The organism is Pseudomonas sp. BF-R-19, assembly GCF_019956445.1.
In the GTDB taxonomy this organism is placed as follows: Bacteria; Pseudomonadota; Gammaproteobacteria; order Pseudomonadales; family Pseudomonadaceae; genus Aquipseudomonas; species Aquipseudomonas fluorescens_BH.
On the sequence record NZ_JAHBDN010000059.1, the window covers coordinates 201,342 to 218,444 of the forward strand.

A 17,103-nucleotide genomic window follows, 5' to 3' on the forward strand; every position below is an offset into this window, starting at 1 on the left:
ACAGAAAAGCGGCGCTAAGGGTGCTTGATGCTGTCGAGCTTCATCGACCCGACCAGCAGCTCATCACCCTTGAGCTCCGCCAGACCGGCAGTGCTGACCCTTTCCGGCGGATGTCCGGCACCATGTTGCAGGTAGCTCAGCAGATTCCCCACCAGCGGGTTGTGACTGACCAGCAGCACGTTGCTGACCGCAACCATCTGTTCGGCCACCTTGTCCGGCTCCGTGTCCGGTGTCAGCCACTCGACGGTGCGGATTTCCGGTTCGAAACCCAATGCATCCCGTACCAGCTGCGCTGTTTGCTGCGCTCGCAGGTACGGGCTGGCGTAAATGCCGGTCAGCGGCTGACCCACCAGCTCTGCGGCGACTTTCAATACTTCCTTGCGACCGTTATCCGTCAGCTCCCGCTCCGAATCGTGGGGGCGGGACCCGTGCGGTACAGCTTCACCATGACGCAATACCCAGAGTTTCATAGCTTGGGTTCCTCATCTCGAGCCGGATGCGGTGCCGGTGCCACGACATGCGGCGCCTCACCTTCCGGTGTACGCGGCGTCGGCCAGTCGGCGAACGGCCAGGGCTTCTGGTCGCTGTGAAAGCTGCCGAAACGACCGATCTGCGCCAGAAACTGGCTCAGGCTGTCGCCGAAATTCATCAAGCTGGCGCTTGGGGCGCCATAGAACAAACGATAGATCAACTGCACCAGCACGACGGCGCCGAGGATGAACTGCGCCACTTGCCACACCAGCACGAAGACGATCATCCACAGCACCCGCAGCAGGATGGACTCATACTTGGCTTCTACTTTTGGATCGTTCATGCGCAACTCCCTGCTTTTCTGGCAAGCGTGATTAGTTGAAACCACTGGTGGAAATAAAGTCGACGTCGGTTTTCGGCTCGCCACGCATTAACAGGCCGATGACCTGTTCCAGCGTGCGCCCCTCGAACAGGATCGCGTGCAGCCCGGCGACCAGCGGCATGTACACGCCAACCTCCTGGGCCTTGGCCTTGAGCACTTTAAGGGTATTGACCCCTTCGGCGACTTCGCCCAGGCGCGTGACGGCCTCGTCCAGGCTCAGGCCCTGGCCGAGGGCGAAGCCGACCTGATAGTTGCGGCTCTTGGGCGACGAACAGGTCACGATCAGATCGCCCACGCCCGCCAGTCCCAGGAAGGTCATCGGGTTGGCGCCCTGATTCACCGCGAAGCGGGTCATTTCCGCCAATGCCCGGGTGATCAGCATGCTCTTGGTATTTTCCCCCATGCCCAGCGCCACCGCCATGCCGGCGATGATCGCGTAGACATTTTTCAATGCCCCGCCCAATTCCACGCCGAAACGGTCGGCGCTGGCGTACACACGAAAGGTGCGCCCGTGCAGCGCGGCCTGAACCTGCTGGCAGAGTTCTTCGTCTTCACTGGCGACCACCGTGGCAGTCAGTGCATGTTCGGCAATTTCGCGGGCCAGGTTGGGCCCGGACAGGACGCCGATGCGCGCCTGCGGGGCGATCTCTTCGAGGATCTCGCTCATCAACTTGAACGTGTGGGCTTCGATGCCTTTGGTCAGGCTCACCAGCAATTTGCCGGTCAAGCGTTCGGCGTGCGGCACCAGCACCGAGCGCAGTGCGCTGGAGGGCAATGCGACAAAACACAGGTCACAGGCGTCCAGGGTGGCTTGCAGGTCGGTGACCGGCGTGACGCCGGGCAGAATCTTGATGCCTTTGAGGTAACGCGGGTTCTCGCGATTGACCCGGATGGCCTCGGCCTGTTCGGGGTCACGCATCCACTGAAGGACCTGATGCCCGTTCTCGGCCAGCAGATTAGCCACGGCGGTTCCAAAACTTCCGCCTCCCAGGACCGCAATCGGGTGCTGTTCAGTCATATGCAATCCGTTAATCCATACCAGTGGCGATGTCGGCATTATACGGGGCAGCCCACCGGCGGCCAGCCCCGACATCAAATACCTGCACCCGTAGGAAGAAGACCGATAAAACCGAGGAAAATGCAGACATCGTGAATGGAAAAGTCATTCAGCTCGGTTAACATGCGCGCCATCAATCACTGACAGGAATGTGTTGTGTCTCCGGGCTCTCCTTCACCGCATTCGCCTCTGGTACTGGCGCTGATATTCAGCTCGCCAGTGCTTGCCGACGACTTGTTCCTGGACAGCGAACCGCTGCCGCAAGTGCTCACCGCCACACGTCTGAAGCAGTCGCCGGCGGCCGTTCCGGGAAGCATGACGGTGATCGACAGCGCCCTGATCCATGCCAGCGGTGCCCGCGACATCAGCGAACTGCTGCGCCTGGTGCCGGGAATGATGGTCGGCAACATCAGCGGCAACCAGGCAGCGGTGAACTACCACGGCACCAATGCGACTGAAGCGCGACGCATGCAAGTGCTGATCGACGGGCGCTCGGTGTATCGCGCCGGCTTGGCCACCGTCGACTGGAGCGACATTCCGGTGGCCATGGAAGACATCGAGCGCATCGAAGTCTTTCGCGGGCCGAATACCGTCAGCTACGGCGCCAATGCCCTGATGGCGGTGGTCAACATCATTACCCGGCGGCCGGCCGACAGTCACGGTACGCGCATGAAGGTCACCCGGGGCCAGCGCGGCATCAACGACTTTTACGCCAGCCAGGGCATGGGCTGGGAGGATGGTGACTTACGCCTGTCCCTGTCCGGCCAGCAAGACGACGGCTTCGACACCGACCGAACCGGCGCGGACTACCATGACAGCCGTCGCCTCGATCGCTTCAATCTCGCCGTCAGCCAGAGCCTCGACGAACGGCAAAGCCTCGACTGGCAATTGAATGCCAAGGACGGCACCAACCAGCGACCCTATACCTACCGCCCGGTGTTCCCGGGGATTACCCGCGCGGGTAACGACTCCGACGTCACCGCCAAGGACTACGCCGGGTCATTGCGCTGGAATCTGGACATCAATCCCGACCACAGCCTTTATATCCAGGGTTCGGCGCAACACTGGGATCGCCAGCAAACCTGGCGCGCCTGCGACGCAGAAATCTCGTTCAGCCCGCAACTGACCGAACTCTGGCAATTGAACCCGAACTACACCGAACGCCTGGCTCGCAATATCACGCGCTTCATCGGTCCTGGTGCGCCGGCCGGCACGCCCGCCGAGCAGGCGCTGGCCAACCAGGTGCTCGATCAATGGCGCAACGGCGCGAGCCAGACGGTTTGCGGCGACATCGACCAGAGCACCCGGGAATCGCGCTACGACCTCGAACTGCAGGACACCCTGAGCCTTGCCGATAACCTGCGGCTGGTCAGCGGGATGAACTATCGTTACGACCGGGCGGATTCCGAGACCTACTTCAATGGCACTCTCGATGACACGATCTGGCGGGCGTTCGGCCAGTTCGAGTGGCGTGCCACCGAACACTGGCTGCTGCAAGGCGGTGCCATGTTCGAGGACAGCCGGTTGACCGGCAGCTCGCTGACACCTCGCATGGCGGTCAACTACCTGATCAACCCGCGCCACGGCTTGCGTGCGGTGTACTCCGAGGCCATCCGTTCGCCGGACATGTTCGAGAACAACGTCAACTGGAGTTATCAGGTCACCAACCTCAGACCCGGTGCCTTTGGCCAGTCCAGCGCCCGCTATTTCGTCAAGACCCGTGGCCCCGGCGACCTCGATCAAGAGCGCATGCGCTCCCGGGAGCTGGGCTACAACGGCTATTTCCCCGGACCGGGGCTGGCGCTCGACGTGAAGCTGTTCCACGACGAAATCAGCGGCATGATCAGTGAACCGCTGCGCAACAATCAGTACATCGCCAGCAACGCCAACAAAGCGCGTTTTTCGGGGGGCGAAACCCAGCTCGACTGGCGTGTCGGCAGCCTCGATCGCCTGCGACTGACCTATGCCTACGTCGATGCCGACGCCAGCAACCCGCTGGATGCCAGGCAGACTGCAAACAACAGTGGTTCGGCCGGATGGCTGCGCGATTGGGGCCAGGGCTGGAACAGTGCGCTTTTCTATTACGGCGATGACGCCCTCAACGGCTACCGCTTCGAACGGGTCGATGCGCGCCTCGCCAAACGCATCGCCTTGGGCAAGGCCAGCCTGGAACTGGCCGGGGTGCTCCAGCAACGGCTGGACAATCAGCCAACCACCTTCATCGACAACAATTATGACCAGCGCCACGTGATGTATTTCAGCGCGGAGCTGGAGCTTTAAGATGCCGTATCGTTCGGCCTGGAAAGCGCCGCCCCTGCGCCGGCTGCTGGTCGTGCTTTGTCTATTGTTCAGCAGCATGCTCGGTAGCCTGCCGGGTAACGCGGCCGACATTTTGCTCACGGGGGCCGAAGACAGCCCCGGTGTGCGGGCGTTTACCCACGCCCTGAGCGAGTTGCGGCCGCGCGATAACGTACGATTCCAGACACTGGCCAGTTTGCCGATACCGGACAAACTGCCGGAAAACATCCGCTTGATACTGCTCGACCTGCCCAGCCTCGACTGGCGCCTGCAGGACGCCCAGGGCCCGGCGACACTGGTGTTGCGCATCAGCCGCCTGCAAGCCCGGCAACGCTTGAACAACACTCTGCCTGCACGTCTTTCCCTGCTATGGAGCGATCCACCATTGGACCGCCAGTTGCGCTTGACCCGCACCCTGTTGCCCCAAGCCAGACGCATCGGCGTGCTCTACAACAACCACAGTGAATTCCTCTTGAATGAGCTGCGTCAGGCTGCCCTCCCCTTGGGTCTGGAAGTGGTCACCCAGCGCTGGGACAACATTCACGACAGTCGTCCGTTACAGGCCCTGCTGAATAACAGCGACGTGTTGCTGGGCCTGGACGATGCCGACCTGTACAACCCGCAAACCGCAAAGAACCTGCTGCTGAGCAGCTATTCACGGCAAATCGCGCTGATCGGACCCAACGCAGGTTTCGTCAAGGCCGGAAGCCTGGCGAGCACCTACAGCGATCAGAGCGACTGGCTGGCGATCCTCGACGAATTGCTCGACCGGCCACCCGCCACCTGGCCGCGCACGCACTATCCCCATCGGTTCAAAGTCGCGAGCAATCCGCAGGTGGCGCGCTCATTGGGTATCGAAGAGATAAACGACGCGTCGGTCGCCACACTGCTGGCTGAAGGAGAACGCCGCCCATGAACTTTCGCCGTCGCTGGGACATCAATACCCGCACCCAACTCATCAGCCTCGGCCCTGCTCTGCTGCTGACGTTGTTGCTGATCAGCTTCTTCACGTTTGTGCGCATCCAGGATCTGCGTCAGGAAATCACCCACACCGGCCAGTTGATCGCCAATCAACTGGCCCCGGCCACCGAGTACGGAGTGATTTCGGGCAACATCGAAGTGCTCGAAACTTTGCTCAAGGCCACGCTGGCCACGCCTAACGTGAGCTTTCTGGAAATCCAGGACAGCGCCAGCCGGGTTCTGGTGTACGTCGAACAACCGAGCGAACACTACAATCGCGCGCAACAGCTCGAAGTGTTCCAGGCACCGATACGGCTCCAGCGCATCGCGTTGCACAACGATTTTTTCCAGAGCAGCAAAACCGCCAGCGCGGCCCCCACCGAAGACTATCTCGGCCGGGTGATCGTCGGGCTGTCCAACGATGCCTTCAGCCGGCGCCAGCAGGAAATCGTGCTCAAGGCCGCCATTCTGGCCCTGTTTGCCCTGCTGTTTACCTTCTTCCTGGCGCGGCGTCTGGCGGGCAGCCTGTCGCAACCGATCCGTGATATCGGCAATGCGGTCAAGGCGATCCAGGACGGCGACTACAAAACACCGCTGCCGATTGTCGACGACACCGAACTGGGAGCGCTGTCGCAACACATCAACAACCTCGCCAGCGGTCTCGAGCAGGCCAGCCGCGAACAGCATCAGGCCATGGCGCAGTTGATCCAGACCCGCGAAGAAGCGGAAAAAGCCAACAACGCCAAATCCGACTTCCTCGCCATGATGAGCCATGAACTGCGCACGCCAATGAATGGCGTACTGGGCATGCTGCAGTTGCTGGAAACCACCGATATGACCGAGGAACAGCTGGAGTACGCGGCGCTGGCCTCGGAATCCACCGAGCACTTGCTCAAGGTCATCAACGACATCCTGGATTTCTCGCGGATCGAACGTTCGGAGCTGGAACTGGAGCACATTGCGTTCAACCTCGTCGAACTGATCGGCAGTTGCGCCCAGTCGTTCCAGCACAGCGCCGCGCAACGCGGTCTCGACCTGCAACTGATGATCCCCGATGACATGCGCGGCTTGCAGGTCAAGGGCGACCCGACGCGGATCCGGCAGATACTGGTCAACCTGATCGGCAATGCGCTGAAGTTCACCGAGCAGGGCCGCGTCACCATCGAGGCGCAGTGGCAGTCACTGGACCACGAGTTGCTGTGGTTCACCTGCACCGTGCGCGACAGCGGCATCGGCATCCCGGCGCAAAGCCTGGAATTGATGTTCAACGCGTTCCAGCAGGCCGACAGCTCCATTTCAAGGCGCTACGGCGGCACGGGGCTGGGCCTGCCGATTGCCCGTACCCTCGCCGAACGCATGGGTGGCACCTTGCGCGCGCAGAGTGAGGAAGGCCGCGGTTCTGTGTTCACCCTGGAAATCCCCCTGGCACTGCACCAGCAGACGCCGCCACTGTTGCCCCCGCGCACGCAAACCGGCAACAGCGGCGGCGAAGGGTGCAATGTGCTGCTGGTCGAAGACAACCCGGTCAACCAGACGGTCATCGAAGCCATGTTGCGCAGCCTGGGCTTCAAGGTCAGTGTCGCCGCCGACGGCGCTCAGGCGGTACGCAGTGCCGAGAGCCTGATTTTCGAAGCGATCCTGATGGATTGCCGCTTGCCGATCATCGATGGTTATGAAGCCACCCGACAAATCCGCAAGCTACCCGGTTGCACCGACCTGCCGATTATCGCCCTGACCGCCAATGCCTTGCAGGGTGACCGCGAAGCCTGTTTGTCGGCGGGGATGAACGATTACCTGGCCAAGCCGTTCAAACGGACTGATCTGCAGCAAATTCTGCAGCGATGGGTGCAGTAGTACAGGCCTTTCGAGCATCTGCGACTGGCGTGAAAGGCGAAAGTGCGGCAGTCTTAAGCCCCCGAACAGGCCCGAAAAGGGGCTTGAATAATAATTTCAGTGCACAAGTGTACATTCATGTCCTTGGTGCTGTGACTTTCACCACAACGCAATAGTCTATGAGTAGGCTGCCGGTTCGAGGCATGAACGCTTCGATCGGCCGGGAAGATTTGCCCCACCTGCCGCATGGGACTATTGAGGAGCTCGCATGACCAAACAAAACGCCTTTACCCGGGAAGACCTGCTGCGCTGCAGTCGCGGTGAGCTGTTCGGCCCTGGTAACGCGCAACTGCCCGCCCCGAACATGCTGATGGTTGATCGCATCACCCTGATCAGCGAAGAAGGTGGCAAGTACGGCAAAGGTGAATTGGTCGCCGAGCTGGATATCAATTCGGACCTGTGGTTCTTCGCCTGCCACTTCGAAGGCGATCCGGTGATGCCGGGCTGCCTGGGCCTCGACGCCATGTGGCAACTGGTCGGCTTCTTCCTGGGCTGGCAAGGCCTTCCGGGCCGTGGCCGTGCGCTGGGTTCGAGCGAAGTGAAATTCTTCGGCCAGGTCCTGCCGACCGCCAAGAAAGTCACCTATAACATTCATATCAAGCGCGTCCTCAAGGGCAAGCTGAACCTGGCCATTGCCGACGGTTCGGTGACTGTCGACGGTCGCGAAATCTACACCGCCGAAGGCCTCCGGGTCGGCGTGTTCACCTCCACTGACAACTTCTAAGGGTTATCCGCATGCGCCGCGTCGTTATCACTGGTCTGGGCATCGTTTCTTGCCTGGGCAATGACAAAGAGACCGTCTCCGCTAACCTGCGTGCAAGCCGCCCTGGCATCCGGTTCAACCCGGAATATGCCGAAATGGGTCTGCGTAGCCAGGTTTCCGGCTCCATTGACCTCAACCTTGAAGAACTGATCGATCGCAAGATCTATCGCTTCGTCGGCCACGCCGCAGCTTATGCCTACCTGGCCATGAAAGACGCCATCACCGACTCCGGCCTGACCGAAGAGCAGGTGTCAAACCCGCGTACCGGCCTGATCGCCGGTTCCGGTGGCGCATCGACCCTGAACCAGATGGAAGCGCTGGACATCCTGCGCGAGAAAGGCGTCAAGCGCGTCGGCCCATACCGCGTAACGCGGACCATGAGCAGCACCGTTTCCGCTTGCCTGGCCACTCCGTTCAAGATCAAGGGCCTGAACTACTCCATCGCTTCTGCCTGTGCCACCAGTGCTCACTGCATCGGTACCGCCATGGAACAGATCCAGATGGGCAAGCAGGACATCGTCTTCGCCGGCGGCGGTGAAGAAGAGCACTGGAGCCAGTCGTTCCTGTTCGACGCCATGGGCGCCCTGTCCAGCAAGCGCAACGACACTCCGGAAAAGGCCTCCCGTGCCTACGACGCCGACCGTGACGGTTTCGTCATCGCCGGCGGTGGCGGCATGGTCGTGGTTGAAGAGCTGGAACACGCTCTGGCCCGCGGTGCCAAGATCTACGCGGAAATCGTCGGCTACGGCGCGACCTCCGACGGCTACGACATGGTCGCCCCGAGCGGCGAAGGCGCGATCCGCTGCATGCAGCAGGCGCTCTCCACCGTCGACACCCCGATCGACTACCTGAACACCCACGGCACCTCGACCCCGGTCGGCGACGTCGCGGAAATGAAAGGTGTGCGTGAAGTGTTCGGCGACAAGGCTCCGGCCATCAGCTCCACCAAGAGCCTGTCGGGTCACTCCCTGGGCGCCGCCGGCGTTCACGAAGCGATCTACTGCATGCTGATGATGGAAGGCAACTTCATTGCCGGTTCCGCCAACATCGACGAGCTGGACCCTGAAGTGGCCGACCTGCCGGTGCTGACCAAGACCCGCGAAAACGCCACCATCAACACCGTGATGAGCAACAGCTTCGGTTTCGGTGGCACCAACGCCACCCTGGTACTGAAGCGCTGGCAGGGTAAGTAATACCCCCGCCATAACGCCGCACATGAAAACGCCCCGACTGGTTCGGGGCGTTTTTTTTGTGCGTCTGAAAATGGTCACAGAACCTGTGGGAGCGAGCTTGCTCCCACAGGTTTTTGTGCTTTACACCGGATTTTCGGTGCTTCCAACATGAAGCTTTTGTCATGAAACCAAAAGCCCTGCGACTGAATGTCGCGAATTCCGCGGGCTGCAGCACTGTTGCCGTTTTTGCAAAAAACCCTTACCAAACTCAGTCATTTACTTAGCAAACTACCAAACCCTATAAAAGAGGCCTGCACATGCCTTGCTGCAGATAACAGAGATTGGAGCTAGCAGATGACTGTAAAAGTAACTGAACGCGACGATTCACATAAATCCCACGAGGGTGTAGCCGCCGGTATCCGCATCTGGGACGTGCATCAACAAGACCTGTTGGTCGGGATGTTCCATTGCGAGACCGACGCGCAAAACTACAGGGCCGAACTGGAAATGCTCGAGCGCAAACGCGAGCTCGCAACCGGTTGAAGACAGATTCCACCACCGTGCAGCCTGCCCCTTCCCGCACGAGCAGGCTGCGACCGGATCACTCGACTCAGGCAATCTGAATGGCCGCTAGATAAAGGGAGTCGTCGATCACCATCGAAGGGACAACTCCGACGATCCGGCCCAGCTCAAGTTTCACCACCTCGCACTCACCATCGTCCATGCCGTCATTGCGGATCGAATACTGAACCGACGATGGATGACGCTTGCCGTAATCGAAGCTCATGCCACAGGCAATCAGAAAATCGATTTTCGCCCCCGCCAGTTCAATTTCCTTGTCCCGCTCACCGTCTTTCAACACCGCATAATCGAGGCACAAGTTGATGCCGAATGGGCAGCCCGGAACCAGACTGTTGATAAACGTTCCTTCGTAACCACCAAAGTAACTGTGCTCGGCCCGCACACTACTGACCTTTTTAACTTTTATTACAACCTCATCAAACAACTTAAAAAACCAGTACTCACCTTCATCCCCTACGTGCCTTCCGAAATCGATTCGTGACACATGGCGCTTCGGCCACATCGACTTCAGCGGCACATCAACTTCATATTCCTTATTGGTCACCGTCAGCAAATAATTAATGACGTCGTAATAACTCGACTCCCCCTCTCCCACTTTGATAAGCGTCGCACAACTTCCCGCCAGCAATACGATCTTGCCGTACTGCTCCATTGGCAGATCACTCATCAACAACGCCACACACTCGGGGACCTTTTGCAAATAGGCAGAGTTCAACTCGTGGAGTTCCTCCACACTGCGGACTTCGTGCCAGGGAATGTTCCAGAAAAACTCAGGCAGGGTAAAGAACACACAAGCGGACCCGCCATGATCCTCACGGGCGGCCTTTGCAGCGATCTTTATTTTTCGGCGTACAAGCTCAGCACGCACGGCCAGCTCATCGTCCAAGTAATCGTGAATGGTTTGATCGGGCTGTCGCGGCTGTGATAACGGCGACGTGAAAGTGGGTTGGCGCAACGAAGCGATACTTACCAGCATTAAAGATATCCTTATCCATTAAAATTCATTCCATTAATTTTCCTTCAACAATAAATACACTCAAAACGAACAACAGCACACCAGAAAGGTATTTAACCGCTCATTCAAGATGAGAATGATTTTGACAAAAGAAAACCCGAAAGATCGTATCGATACGATCTTTCGGGTTCAATTGATTAATCCAGCAATGTACTAGCAAACATGTAAAGCCAGCGGATCGATTACCACATCAGATCATCAGGAATCTTATAGGCGGCGTACGGATCGTCCTCGGTACTGACTTCTTCGGTCTGCACATTCAGCTGCACGATGCGTTGCGGGTCGCGCTCCTGAATCTTCAGCGCCGCCTCGCGCGGAATCACTTCGTAGCCGCCAGCGTGATGCACGATGGCCAGCGAACCGCTGCTGAGCTTGTTGCGCATCAGGGTGTTGACGCAGATGCGCTTGACCTTCTTGTCGTCGACGAAGTTGTAGTAATCCTCGGTCGTCAATTTCGGCAGGCGCGAGACTTCGATCAATTGCTTGACCTGTGCGGCACGGGCCTTGGCCTCAGCCTTTTCCTGCTGCTGACGGTTGAGTTCCTGGTCGCGCTTGACCTTCTCGGCCATGGCTTCCTGTGCCGCGCGCTGCTGGGAGTCATCCAGCTCGATCTGGCCTTTGTGGGCCAGGCGCTGCTGTTTCTGCTTGTCTTTGCTGACCTGCTTGGCCTGCTTCTGGTTGACCAGCCCTGCTTTGAGCAACTGGTCGCGAAGGGAAATGCTCATGGTGCTTATTACTCACTTAGGCCACTGCTCAACCGCAGCTGGGCAAATTCTTTTCCTGACGTTTGGCTTCGCCCCACAAGGCGTCCAACTCTTCGAGGGTGCAATCTTCCATGGGACGGCGGGTGTCGCGCAATGCCTGTTCGATAAAACGAAAGCGTCTTTCAAACTTGCCGTTGGCGCCACGCAGTGCGGTTTCCGGATCAACCTTGAGATGACGCGCCAGATTGACCACGGAAAACAGCAGGTCACCGATCTCGTCGGCCACGGCTTCGGGATCATTTTCCGACATGGCTTCGAGGACTTCATCGAGCTCTTCACGCACTTTGTCGAGCACCGGCAAGGCGTCCGGCCAGTCGAAACCGACCTGCCCTGCGCGCTTTTGCAACTTGGCCGAACGTGACAGCGCCGGTAATGCAGCAGGGACGTCATCAAGCAACGACAACTGTTCGGGCGCTGAAGATTTCTCCGCGCGTTCCTCGGCCTTGATCTCCTCCCAACGCTGCTTGACCTGCTCTTCACTCAGGCGCGGGACATCCAGCGGCGCATAGAGATCGCCCGTAGGGAACACGTGGGGATGACGACGGATCAGCTTGCGGGTGATGCTGTCGACCACGCCGGCGAACTCGAAGCGCCCTTCTTCCCGGGCCAGTTGGCTGTAATACACCACCTGGAACAGCAGATCGCCCAGTTCACCCTGCAGATGATCAAAGTCCCCTCGCTCAATGGCATCGGCGACTTCGTAGGCTTCTTCAAGGGTGTGCGGGACGATAGTGGCGTAGGTTTGCCTGATGTCCCACGGGCAGCCGTACTGCGGGTCGCGCAGGCGGTTCATCAGGTGCAATAAATCTTCAAGTGAATACATTTATCAAACTCTGCGAGAACCTGTGGGAGCGAGCTTGCTCGCGATAGCAGACTGTCAGACAACACATGTGCTGAATGTTGAGCCGTCATCGCGAGCAAGCTCGCTCCCACAGTGGATCGACGCTAAACATGCCATCAAGGCGTCCGGTTACGCCGGGTTTCGATGATGTTCGGCAACTGGGAAATCCGCCCCAGCAACCGCCCCAATGCATCCAGCCCCGGAATCTCGATGGTCAGGGACATCAACGCGGTGTTGTCCTCTTTGTTCGAGCGGGTGTTGACCGCCAGCACGTTGATCCGCTCGTTGAGCAGCACCTGCGAGACGTCACGCAGCAACCCGGAACGGTCGTAGGCGCGGATGACGATGTCCACCGGATAGGTGAGTACCGGCACCGGGCCCCAGCTGACCTGGATGATTCGCTCCGGCTCGCGCCCGCTCAGTTGCAGCACCGACGCGCAGTCCTGGCGGTGAATGCTCACGCCGCGCCCCACGGTGATGTAACCGACGATGGCATCACCCGGCAATGGTTGGCAGCAGCCGGCCATCTGGGTCATCAGGTTGCCGACGCCCTGGATCTGGATATCGCCGCGCTTGCCCGGTTTGTAGCCGGTGGCCTTGCGCGGTATGAGTTCAAGCTGTTCGTTGCCACGCTCCGGTTCGACCAGTTGCTGCGCCAGGTTGACCAGTTGCGCCAGGCGCAAGTCCCCGGCGCCGAGGGCGGCAAACAGGTCTTCGGCGGTTTTCATGTTGGCCTTGTCGGCCAGCTTGTCGAAATCCACCGCCGGCAGACCGAGGCGATTGAGCTCGCGCTCAAGCAGGGTTTTACCGGCCGCGACGTTCTGGTCGCGAGCCTGCAGCTTGAACCAGTGAACGATCTTCGCCCGTGCCCGCGACGTGGTGACATAACCCAGGTTCGGGTTCAGCCAGTCGCGGCTCGGGGTGCCGTGCTTGCTGGTGATGATCTCGACCTGTTCACCGGTTTGCAGGCTGTAGTTGAGCGGTACGATGCGCCCGTTGATCTTGGCGCCACGGCAGTTGTGACCGATTTCGGTGTGGACGCGGTAGGCGAAGTCCAGCGGGGTCGCGCCCTTCGGCAAGTCGATGGCGTGACCGTCCGGGGTGAAGATGTAGACCCGGTCCGGCTCGATATCGACCCGCAGCTGCTCCGCCAGGCCACCGATGTCGCCCAGCTCTTCGTGCCATTCGAGCACCTGACGCAGCCAGGAGATTTTCTCTTCGTAGTGATTGGAACCGGACTTGACGTCAGTGCCCTTGTAGCGCCAGTGCGCGCACACGCCGAGCTCGGCTTCTTCGTGCATCGCGTGGGTGCGGATCTGCACTTCCAGCACCTTGCCCTCGGGCCCGATCACCGCCGTGTGCAGCGAGCGATAGCCGTTTTCCTTGGGGTTGGCGATGTAGTCGTCGAACTCTTTCGGGATGTGCCGCCACAGGGTGTGGACGATGCCGAGCGCGGTGTAGCAATCGCGCATTTCCGGCACCAGCACGCGAACGGCACGCACGTCGTAGATCTGGCTGAACTCCAGACCCTTGCGCTGCATTTTGCGCCAGATCGAATAGATGTGTTTGGCCCGGCCGCTGATGTCGGCATCGACGCCAGTGGCCTGCAATTCGTTTTTCAGCTGGCTCATCACGTCGCTGATGAAACGCTCGCGATCCAGTCGCCGCTCATGGAGCAGCTTGGCGATCTGCTTGTACTGGTCCGGTTCCAGGTAACGGAAGGACAAGTCTTCCAGTTCCCACTTGATGTGACCGATACCCAGGCGATGGGCCAGTGGCGCGTAGATGTCGAAGACTTCCCGGGCCACGCGGTTGCGCTTTTCGTCGTCAGCGGTCTTCACCGCACGGATTGCGCAAGTACGCTCGGCCAGCTTGATCAGGGCGACGCGAACGTCGTCGACCATGGCCACCAGCATCTTGCGCAGGTTTTCCACCTGACCCTGGGTGCCCAGCACCAGGGATTTGCGCGGGCTCAGGCTATCGCTGATCGCGGCCATGCGCTGCACGCCATCGATGAGCTTGGACACCACCGGACCGAAGCGCTGGCTGACGGCCGGCAACTTGATCTGATTTTCGCGCACGCCTCGATACAGGATCGCGGCGACCAAAGAGTCCTGGTCGAGTTTGAGGTCGGCGAGGATCTCGGCGATCTCAAGCCCGGTACGGAAAGTCGAGTTACCTTCCGACCACAGATTCTGTGCCGCATTGGCTTGTTGTTCGGCCTCGCGAGCGTACTCGCAGGCCTCTTTCAAGGCTTCGCGATCCAGTGCCAGATCGACACTGACCGCATGATCGAGCCAAGCCTCGAGATTGATACTGCCGTCGGTGTTGATCGGCTGGTGTGCTCTCACCTGTACCATCTTGCTTACCTTCCCTACGACGCAGATTCAATGCGTCAAATCGCTGACCTTCGTTGCCCGTGCGCCCACGTCGGGCTGGGTGCGCGGCTGCACGGGCGGGCCAGTCGGACCAGACGAGCATCCTAGCTCGCTTCAAATAACGCCATGGCCTCGACATGTGCCGTTTGAGGAAACATATCGAGAATCCCGGCACGTTTTAACCGGTAGCCCTGCTTGATCAATTCGCCCGTGTCGCGCGCCAGCGTTGCCGGGTTGCACGACACATACACCAATCGTTCGGCGCCAAGGCTCTTGAGCTTGCGCACGACCTCGAAAGCACCGTCACGCGGTGGGTCCAAGAGTACCGCACAAAAGCCTTCGGCGGCCCATTCGGCGTCCGTCAAAGGCTGGGATAAATCGGCCTGAAAAAACTTCGCGTTATGCAGATTATTGCTAGCCGCATTCGCCGCCGCCCGATCGACCATCACCTGCACGCCTTCGACCGCCACCACTTCACGAGCGGCCTTGGCCAGCGGCAAGGCAAAGTTGCCCAGGCCGCAGAACAGATCGAGTACACGTTCATCCGCTGTCGGCTTCAACCAGTCCAGCGCCTGGGCGACCATCGCTTCGTTGACGGCGGCGTTGACCTGGATGAAATCCCCTGGCCGGTAAGCCAGTTCCAGATCCCACTGTTCCAGGCGATAACCCAACGACTGATCGGCCTCGACCGGTTGCGGTTCGCCGTCGCCATGCAGCCACAACTGGGCTTCATGGAACGCGCAGAAATCCTTGAGGATCGTCAGGTCAGCGTCGGACAACGGCGCCATGTGCCGCAGCAACACGGCCAGCGTCGAGCCGCTGAACAACTCCACATGCCCGAGTGCCTGGGGTTTGCTCAAGCGCCGCAGCATCTGGGGCAAGCGGCTCATGATCGGTTGCAAGGGTTGTACCAGCACCGGGCAGTCATCGATGCCAACGATGTCCTGGCTGCCGGCGGCACGGAAACCGACTTCGAGTTTTTTCGCCTTCATGTCCCAGCGCACCGCCACGCGGGCGCGACGCCGGTAAGCGAATTCCGCACCGCTCAATGGCGCCGCCCACTCTTCGGGTTCGACGCCCGCGACCCTCGACAACTGCTCGGCGAGCATGCGCTGTTTCAGGGCAAGCTGTTCGTTGTGGGGCAGATGCTGCACGCTGCAACCGCCGCAGCGGCCGGCATGGGCGCACGGTGCCGGGCGGCGTAATTCGCTGGCCTTGAACACCCGTTCGGTGCGCGCCTCGACCACTTTGCCGTGGGCACCGAGCACCCGCGCCTCGATCTCTTCACCGGCCAATGCGCCGATGACAAACCAGGTGCGGCCTTCGAAAAACGCGATACCGCGACCGTCATTGGCCAGGCGCTCGATGGTCAGGCGCTGCTTTTTGCCGGTCGGGACTTGCGGGGCCTTGCTGCCGCCGGTGGGCTGGAAGCGCAGGCCTCTTTCATGTTTGGCCATCAGTTGGGCGCGTCGAAAATGCCGGTCGACAGGTAACGGTCGCCACGGTCGCAGATGATCGCGACGATCACCGCGTTTTCAACTTCTTTGGACAGACGCAGCATTGCCGCCACGGCACCGCCCGAGGACACGCCACAGAAAATGCCTTCTTCGCGGGCCAGACGACGGGTCACGTCTTCGGCTTCGCTTTGGGCCATGTCGACGATGCGGTCCACGCGGTCGGCCTGGTAGATCTTCGGCAGGTATTCCTGAGGCCAGCGGCGGATACCCGGGATCGCCGAGCCTTCCATCGGTTGCAGGCCGATGATCTGCACGTTGTCGTTCTGCTCCTTGAGGTAGCGCGACACGCCCATGATGGTACCGGTGGTGCCCATGGAGCTGACGAAATGGGTGATGGTGCCCTGGGTCTGGCGCCAGATTTCCGGACCGGTGGTGGTGTAGTGCGCCTCGGGGTTGTCACCGTTGGCGAACTGATCCAGCACCTTGCCGCGACCTTCGGCTTCCATCTTCTGCGCGAGGTCACGGGCGCCTTCCATGCCCTGTTCCTGGCTGACCAGAATCAGCTCGGCGCCATAGGCGGTCATGGCCGCCTTGCGCTCGGCGCTGGAGTTGTCCGGCATGATCAGGATCATCCTGTAACCCTTGATCGCAGCGGCCATGGCCAGGGCGATCCCGGTGTTGCCCGAGGTCGCCTCGATCAGCGTATCGCCGGCGTGGATCTGCCCGCGCAGTTCGGCGCGGGTGATCATCGACAGCGCCGGACGGTCCTTGACCGAACCCGCCGGGTTGTTCCCTTCGAGCTTGAGCAAAAGGGTATTGCTGGTGGCGCCGGGCAGGCGCTGCAAACGGACCAGCGGAGTGTTGCCGACGCAATCGGCGATGGTTGGGTACTGCAAGGTCATGGCGTATTCGCAATCCAGACTGCGGGGGCGACTATCATACCGGCAAACGTTCGCAGGCCATATCACGCAAAGTGCGGTGCTTATGGTTTATGGGAATAAGCCCGGATTTATCGGTGTGTGGAAGGGCCTCATCGCGAGCAGGCTCGCTCCCACAGAGGGCTGAGGTGA

General features: G+C 60.1%; 15 protein-coding genes. 6 read left to right on the plus strand and 9 right to left on the minus strand.

The genetic code is table 11. The features are described 5' to 3' along the window. Positions 1-14: 14 nt before the first annotated feature. From sixA to KGB28_RS17125, 3 genes are read right to left on the minus strand one after another with little or no spacing between them, the layout of a single operon-like run. Positions 15-470, minus strand: coding sequence for a phosphohistidine phosphatase SixA (gene sixA, locus KGB28_RS17115; RefSeq protein WP_150754043.1), 456 nt, complete (start codon positions 468-470; stop codon positions 15-17). After that, positions 467-814, minus strand: coding sequence for a DUF4389 domain-containing protein (locus KGB28_RS17120; protein WP_007974561.1), 348 nt, complete (start codon positions 812-814; stop codon positions 467-469). The genes sixA and KGB28_RS17120 overlap by 4 nt, the downstream gene beginning before the upstream one ends. Positions 815-845: 31 nt before the next feature. Beyond that, positions 846-1,871 (minus strand): NAD(P)H-dependent glycerol-3-phosphate dehydrogenase, encoded by a 1,026-nt coding sequence (locus KGB28_RS17125; protein WP_150754044.1) that lies wholly within the window; start codon positions 1,869-1,871, stop codon positions 846-848. A gap of 195 nt (positions 1,872-2,066) precedes the next feature. On the opposite strand from KGB28_RS17125, the gene KGB28_RS17130 reads away from it, so the two are divergent. From KGB28_RS17130 to KGB28_RS17155, 6 genes are all read left to right on the plus strand, one after another. After that, complete coding sequence (locus tag KGB28_RS17130; RefSeq protein WP_150754045.1) at positions 2,067-4,190, plus strand: TonB-dependent receptor plug domain-containing protein; 2,124 nt, start codon at positions 2,067-2,069, stop codon at positions 4,188-4,190. A 1-nt stretch (position 4,191) separates the two neighbouring features. Then, positions 4,192-5,124, plus strand: coding sequence for an ABC transporter substrate-binding protein (locus KGB28_RS17135; protein ID WP_150754046.1), 933 nt, complete (start codon positions 4,192-4,194; stop codon positions 5,122-5,124). Further along, complete coding sequence (locus tag KGB28_RS17140) at positions 5,121-7,022, plus strand: ATP-binding protein (protein ID WP_150754047.1); 1,902 nt, start codon at positions 5,121-5,123, stop codon at positions 7,020-7,022. The genes KGB28_RS17135 and KGB28_RS17140 overlap by 4 nt, the downstream gene beginning before the upstream one ends. Positions 7,023-7,269: 247 nt before the next feature. Beyond that, positions 7,270-7,785, plus strand: a complete 516-nt coding sequence (gene fabA / locus KGB28_RS17145) for a 3-hydroxyacyl-[acyl-carrier-protein] dehydratase FabA (RefSeq protein WP_150754048.1) — start codon at positions 7,270-7,272, stop codon at positions 7,783-7,785. 11 nt (positions 7,786-7,796) lie between these two features. After that, complete coding sequence (gene fabB, locus KGB28_RS17150; RefSeq protein ID WP_046042997.1) at positions 7,797-9,017, plus strand: beta-ketoacyl-ACP synthase I; 1,221 nt, start codon at positions 7,797-7,799, stop codon at positions 9,015-9,017. Positions 9,018-9,350: 333 nt separating this feature from the next. Then, the gene (locus KGB28_RS17155; protein WP_150754049.1) at positions 9,351-9,539 is read left to right on the plus strand and encodes a hypothetical protein; all 189 of its coding nucleotides are present in this window, start codon (positions 9,351-9,353) and stop codon (positions 9,537-9,539) included. 67 nt (positions 9,540-9,606) lie between these two features. On the opposite strand, the gene KGB28_RS17160 is transcribed toward KGB28_RS17155, so the two are convergent. From KGB28_RS17160 to cysM, 6 genes are all read right to left on the minus strand, one after another. Beyond that, positions 9,607-10,554: a hypothetical protein gene (locus KGB28_RS17160; protein WP_150754050.1), complete on the minus strand. Its 948-nt coding sequence runs from the start codon at positions 10,552-10,554 to the stop codon at positions 9,607-9,609. A 221-nt stretch (positions 10,555-10,775) separates the two neighbouring features. Further along, positions 10,776-11,318 (minus strand): DUF2058 domain-containing protein, encoded by a 543-nt coding sequence (locus tag KGB28_RS17165; protein ID WP_150754051.1) that lies wholly within the window; start codon positions 11,316-11,318, stop codon positions 10,776-10,778. A gap of 28 nt (positions 11,319-11,346) precedes the next feature. Then, complete coding sequence (gene mazG, locus KGB28_RS17170) at positions 11,347-12,180, minus strand: nucleoside triphosphate pyrophosphohydrolase (RefSeq protein WP_150754052.1); 834 nt, start codon at positions 12,178-12,180, stop codon at positions 11,347-11,349. A gap of 134 nt (positions 12,181-12,314) precedes the next feature. Next, complete coding sequence (relA, locus tag KGB28_RS17175; protein WP_223446574.1) at positions 12,315-14,558, minus strand: GTP diphosphokinase; 2,244 nt, start codon at positions 14,556-14,558, stop codon at positions 12,315-12,317. A gap of 122 nt (positions 14,559-14,680) precedes the next feature. Further along, positions 14,681-16,033, minus strand: a complete 1,353-nt coding sequence (rlmD, locus tag KGB28_RS17180) for a 23S rRNA (uracil(1939)-C(5))-methyltransferase RlmD (RefSeq protein WP_223446575.1) — start codon at positions 16,031-16,033, stop codon at positions 14,681-14,683. Next, positions 16,033-16,935: a cysteine synthase CysM gene (cysM, locus tag KGB28_RS17185; RefSeq protein ID WP_046043004.1), complete on the minus strand. Its 903-nt coding sequence runs from the start codon at positions 16,933-16,935 to the stop codon at positions 16,033-16,035. The genes rlmD and cysM overlap by 1 nt, the downstream gene beginning before the upstream one ends. Between the last annotated feature and the right edge of the window lie 168 nt (positions 16,936-17,103).

What these genes read in the sequence shown, in the direction of transcription:
- KGB28_RS17135 (WP_150754046.1), top strand. Translation starts at nt 4,192, where the DNA reads ATGCCGTATCGTTCGGCCTGGAAAGCGCCGCCCCTGCGCCGGCTGCTG.
- fabB (WP_046042997.1), top strand. Translation starts at nt 7,797, where the DNA reads ATGCGCCGCGTCGTTATCACTGGTCTGGGCATCGTTTCTTGCCTGGGC.
- cysM (WP_046043004.1), bottom strand. Translation starts at nt 16,935, where the DNA reads ATGACCTTGCAGTACCCAACCATCGCCGATTGCGTCGGCAACACTCCG.
- KGB28_RS17155 (WP_150754049.1), top strand. Translation starts at nt 9,351, where the DNA reads ATGACTGTAAAAGTAACTGAACGCGACGATTCACATAAATCCCACGAG.
- sixA (WP_150754043.1), bottom strand. Translation starts at nt 470, where the DNA reads ATGAAACTCTGGGTATTGCGTCATGGTGAAGCTGTACCGCACGGGTCC.
- rlmD (WP_223446575.1), bottom strand. Translation starts at nt 16,033, where the DNA reads ATGGCCAAACATGAAAGAGGCCTGCGCTTCCAGCCCACCGGCGGCAGC.
- KGB28_RS17120 (WP_007974561.1), bottom strand. Translation starts at nt 814, where the DNA reads ATGAACGATCCAAAAGTAGAAGCCAAGTATGAGTCCATCCTGCTGCGG.
- KGB28_RS17165 (WP_150754051.1), bottom strand. Translation starts at nt 11,318, where the DNA reads ATGAGCATTTCCCTTCGCGACCAGTTGCTCAAAGCAGGGCTGGTCAAC.
- KGB28_RS17125 (WP_150754044.1), bottom strand. Translation starts at nt 1,871, where the DNA reads ATGACTGAACAGCACCCGATTGCGGTCCTGGGAGGCGGAAGTTTTGGA.
- KGB28_RS17160 (WP_150754050.1), bottom strand. Translation starts at nt 10,554, where the DNA reads ATGCTGGTAAGTATCGCTTCGTTGCGCCAACCCACTTTCACGTCGCCG.
- relA (WP_223446574.1), bottom strand. Translation starts at nt 14,558, where the DNA reads ATGGTACAGGTGAGAGCACACCAGCCGATCAACACCGACGGCAGTATC.
- mazG (WP_150754052.1), bottom strand. Translation starts at nt 12,180, where the DNA reads ATGTATTCACTTGAAGATTTATTGCACCTGATGAACCGCCTGCGCGAC.
- fabA (WP_150754048.1), top strand. Translation starts at nt 7,270, where the DNA reads ATGACCAAACAAAACGCCTTTACCCGGGAAGACCTGCTGCGCTGCAGT.
- KGB28_RS17140 (WP_150754047.1), top strand. Translation starts at nt 5,121, where the DNA reads ATGAACTTTCGCCGTCGCTGGGACATCAATACCCGCACCCAACTCATC.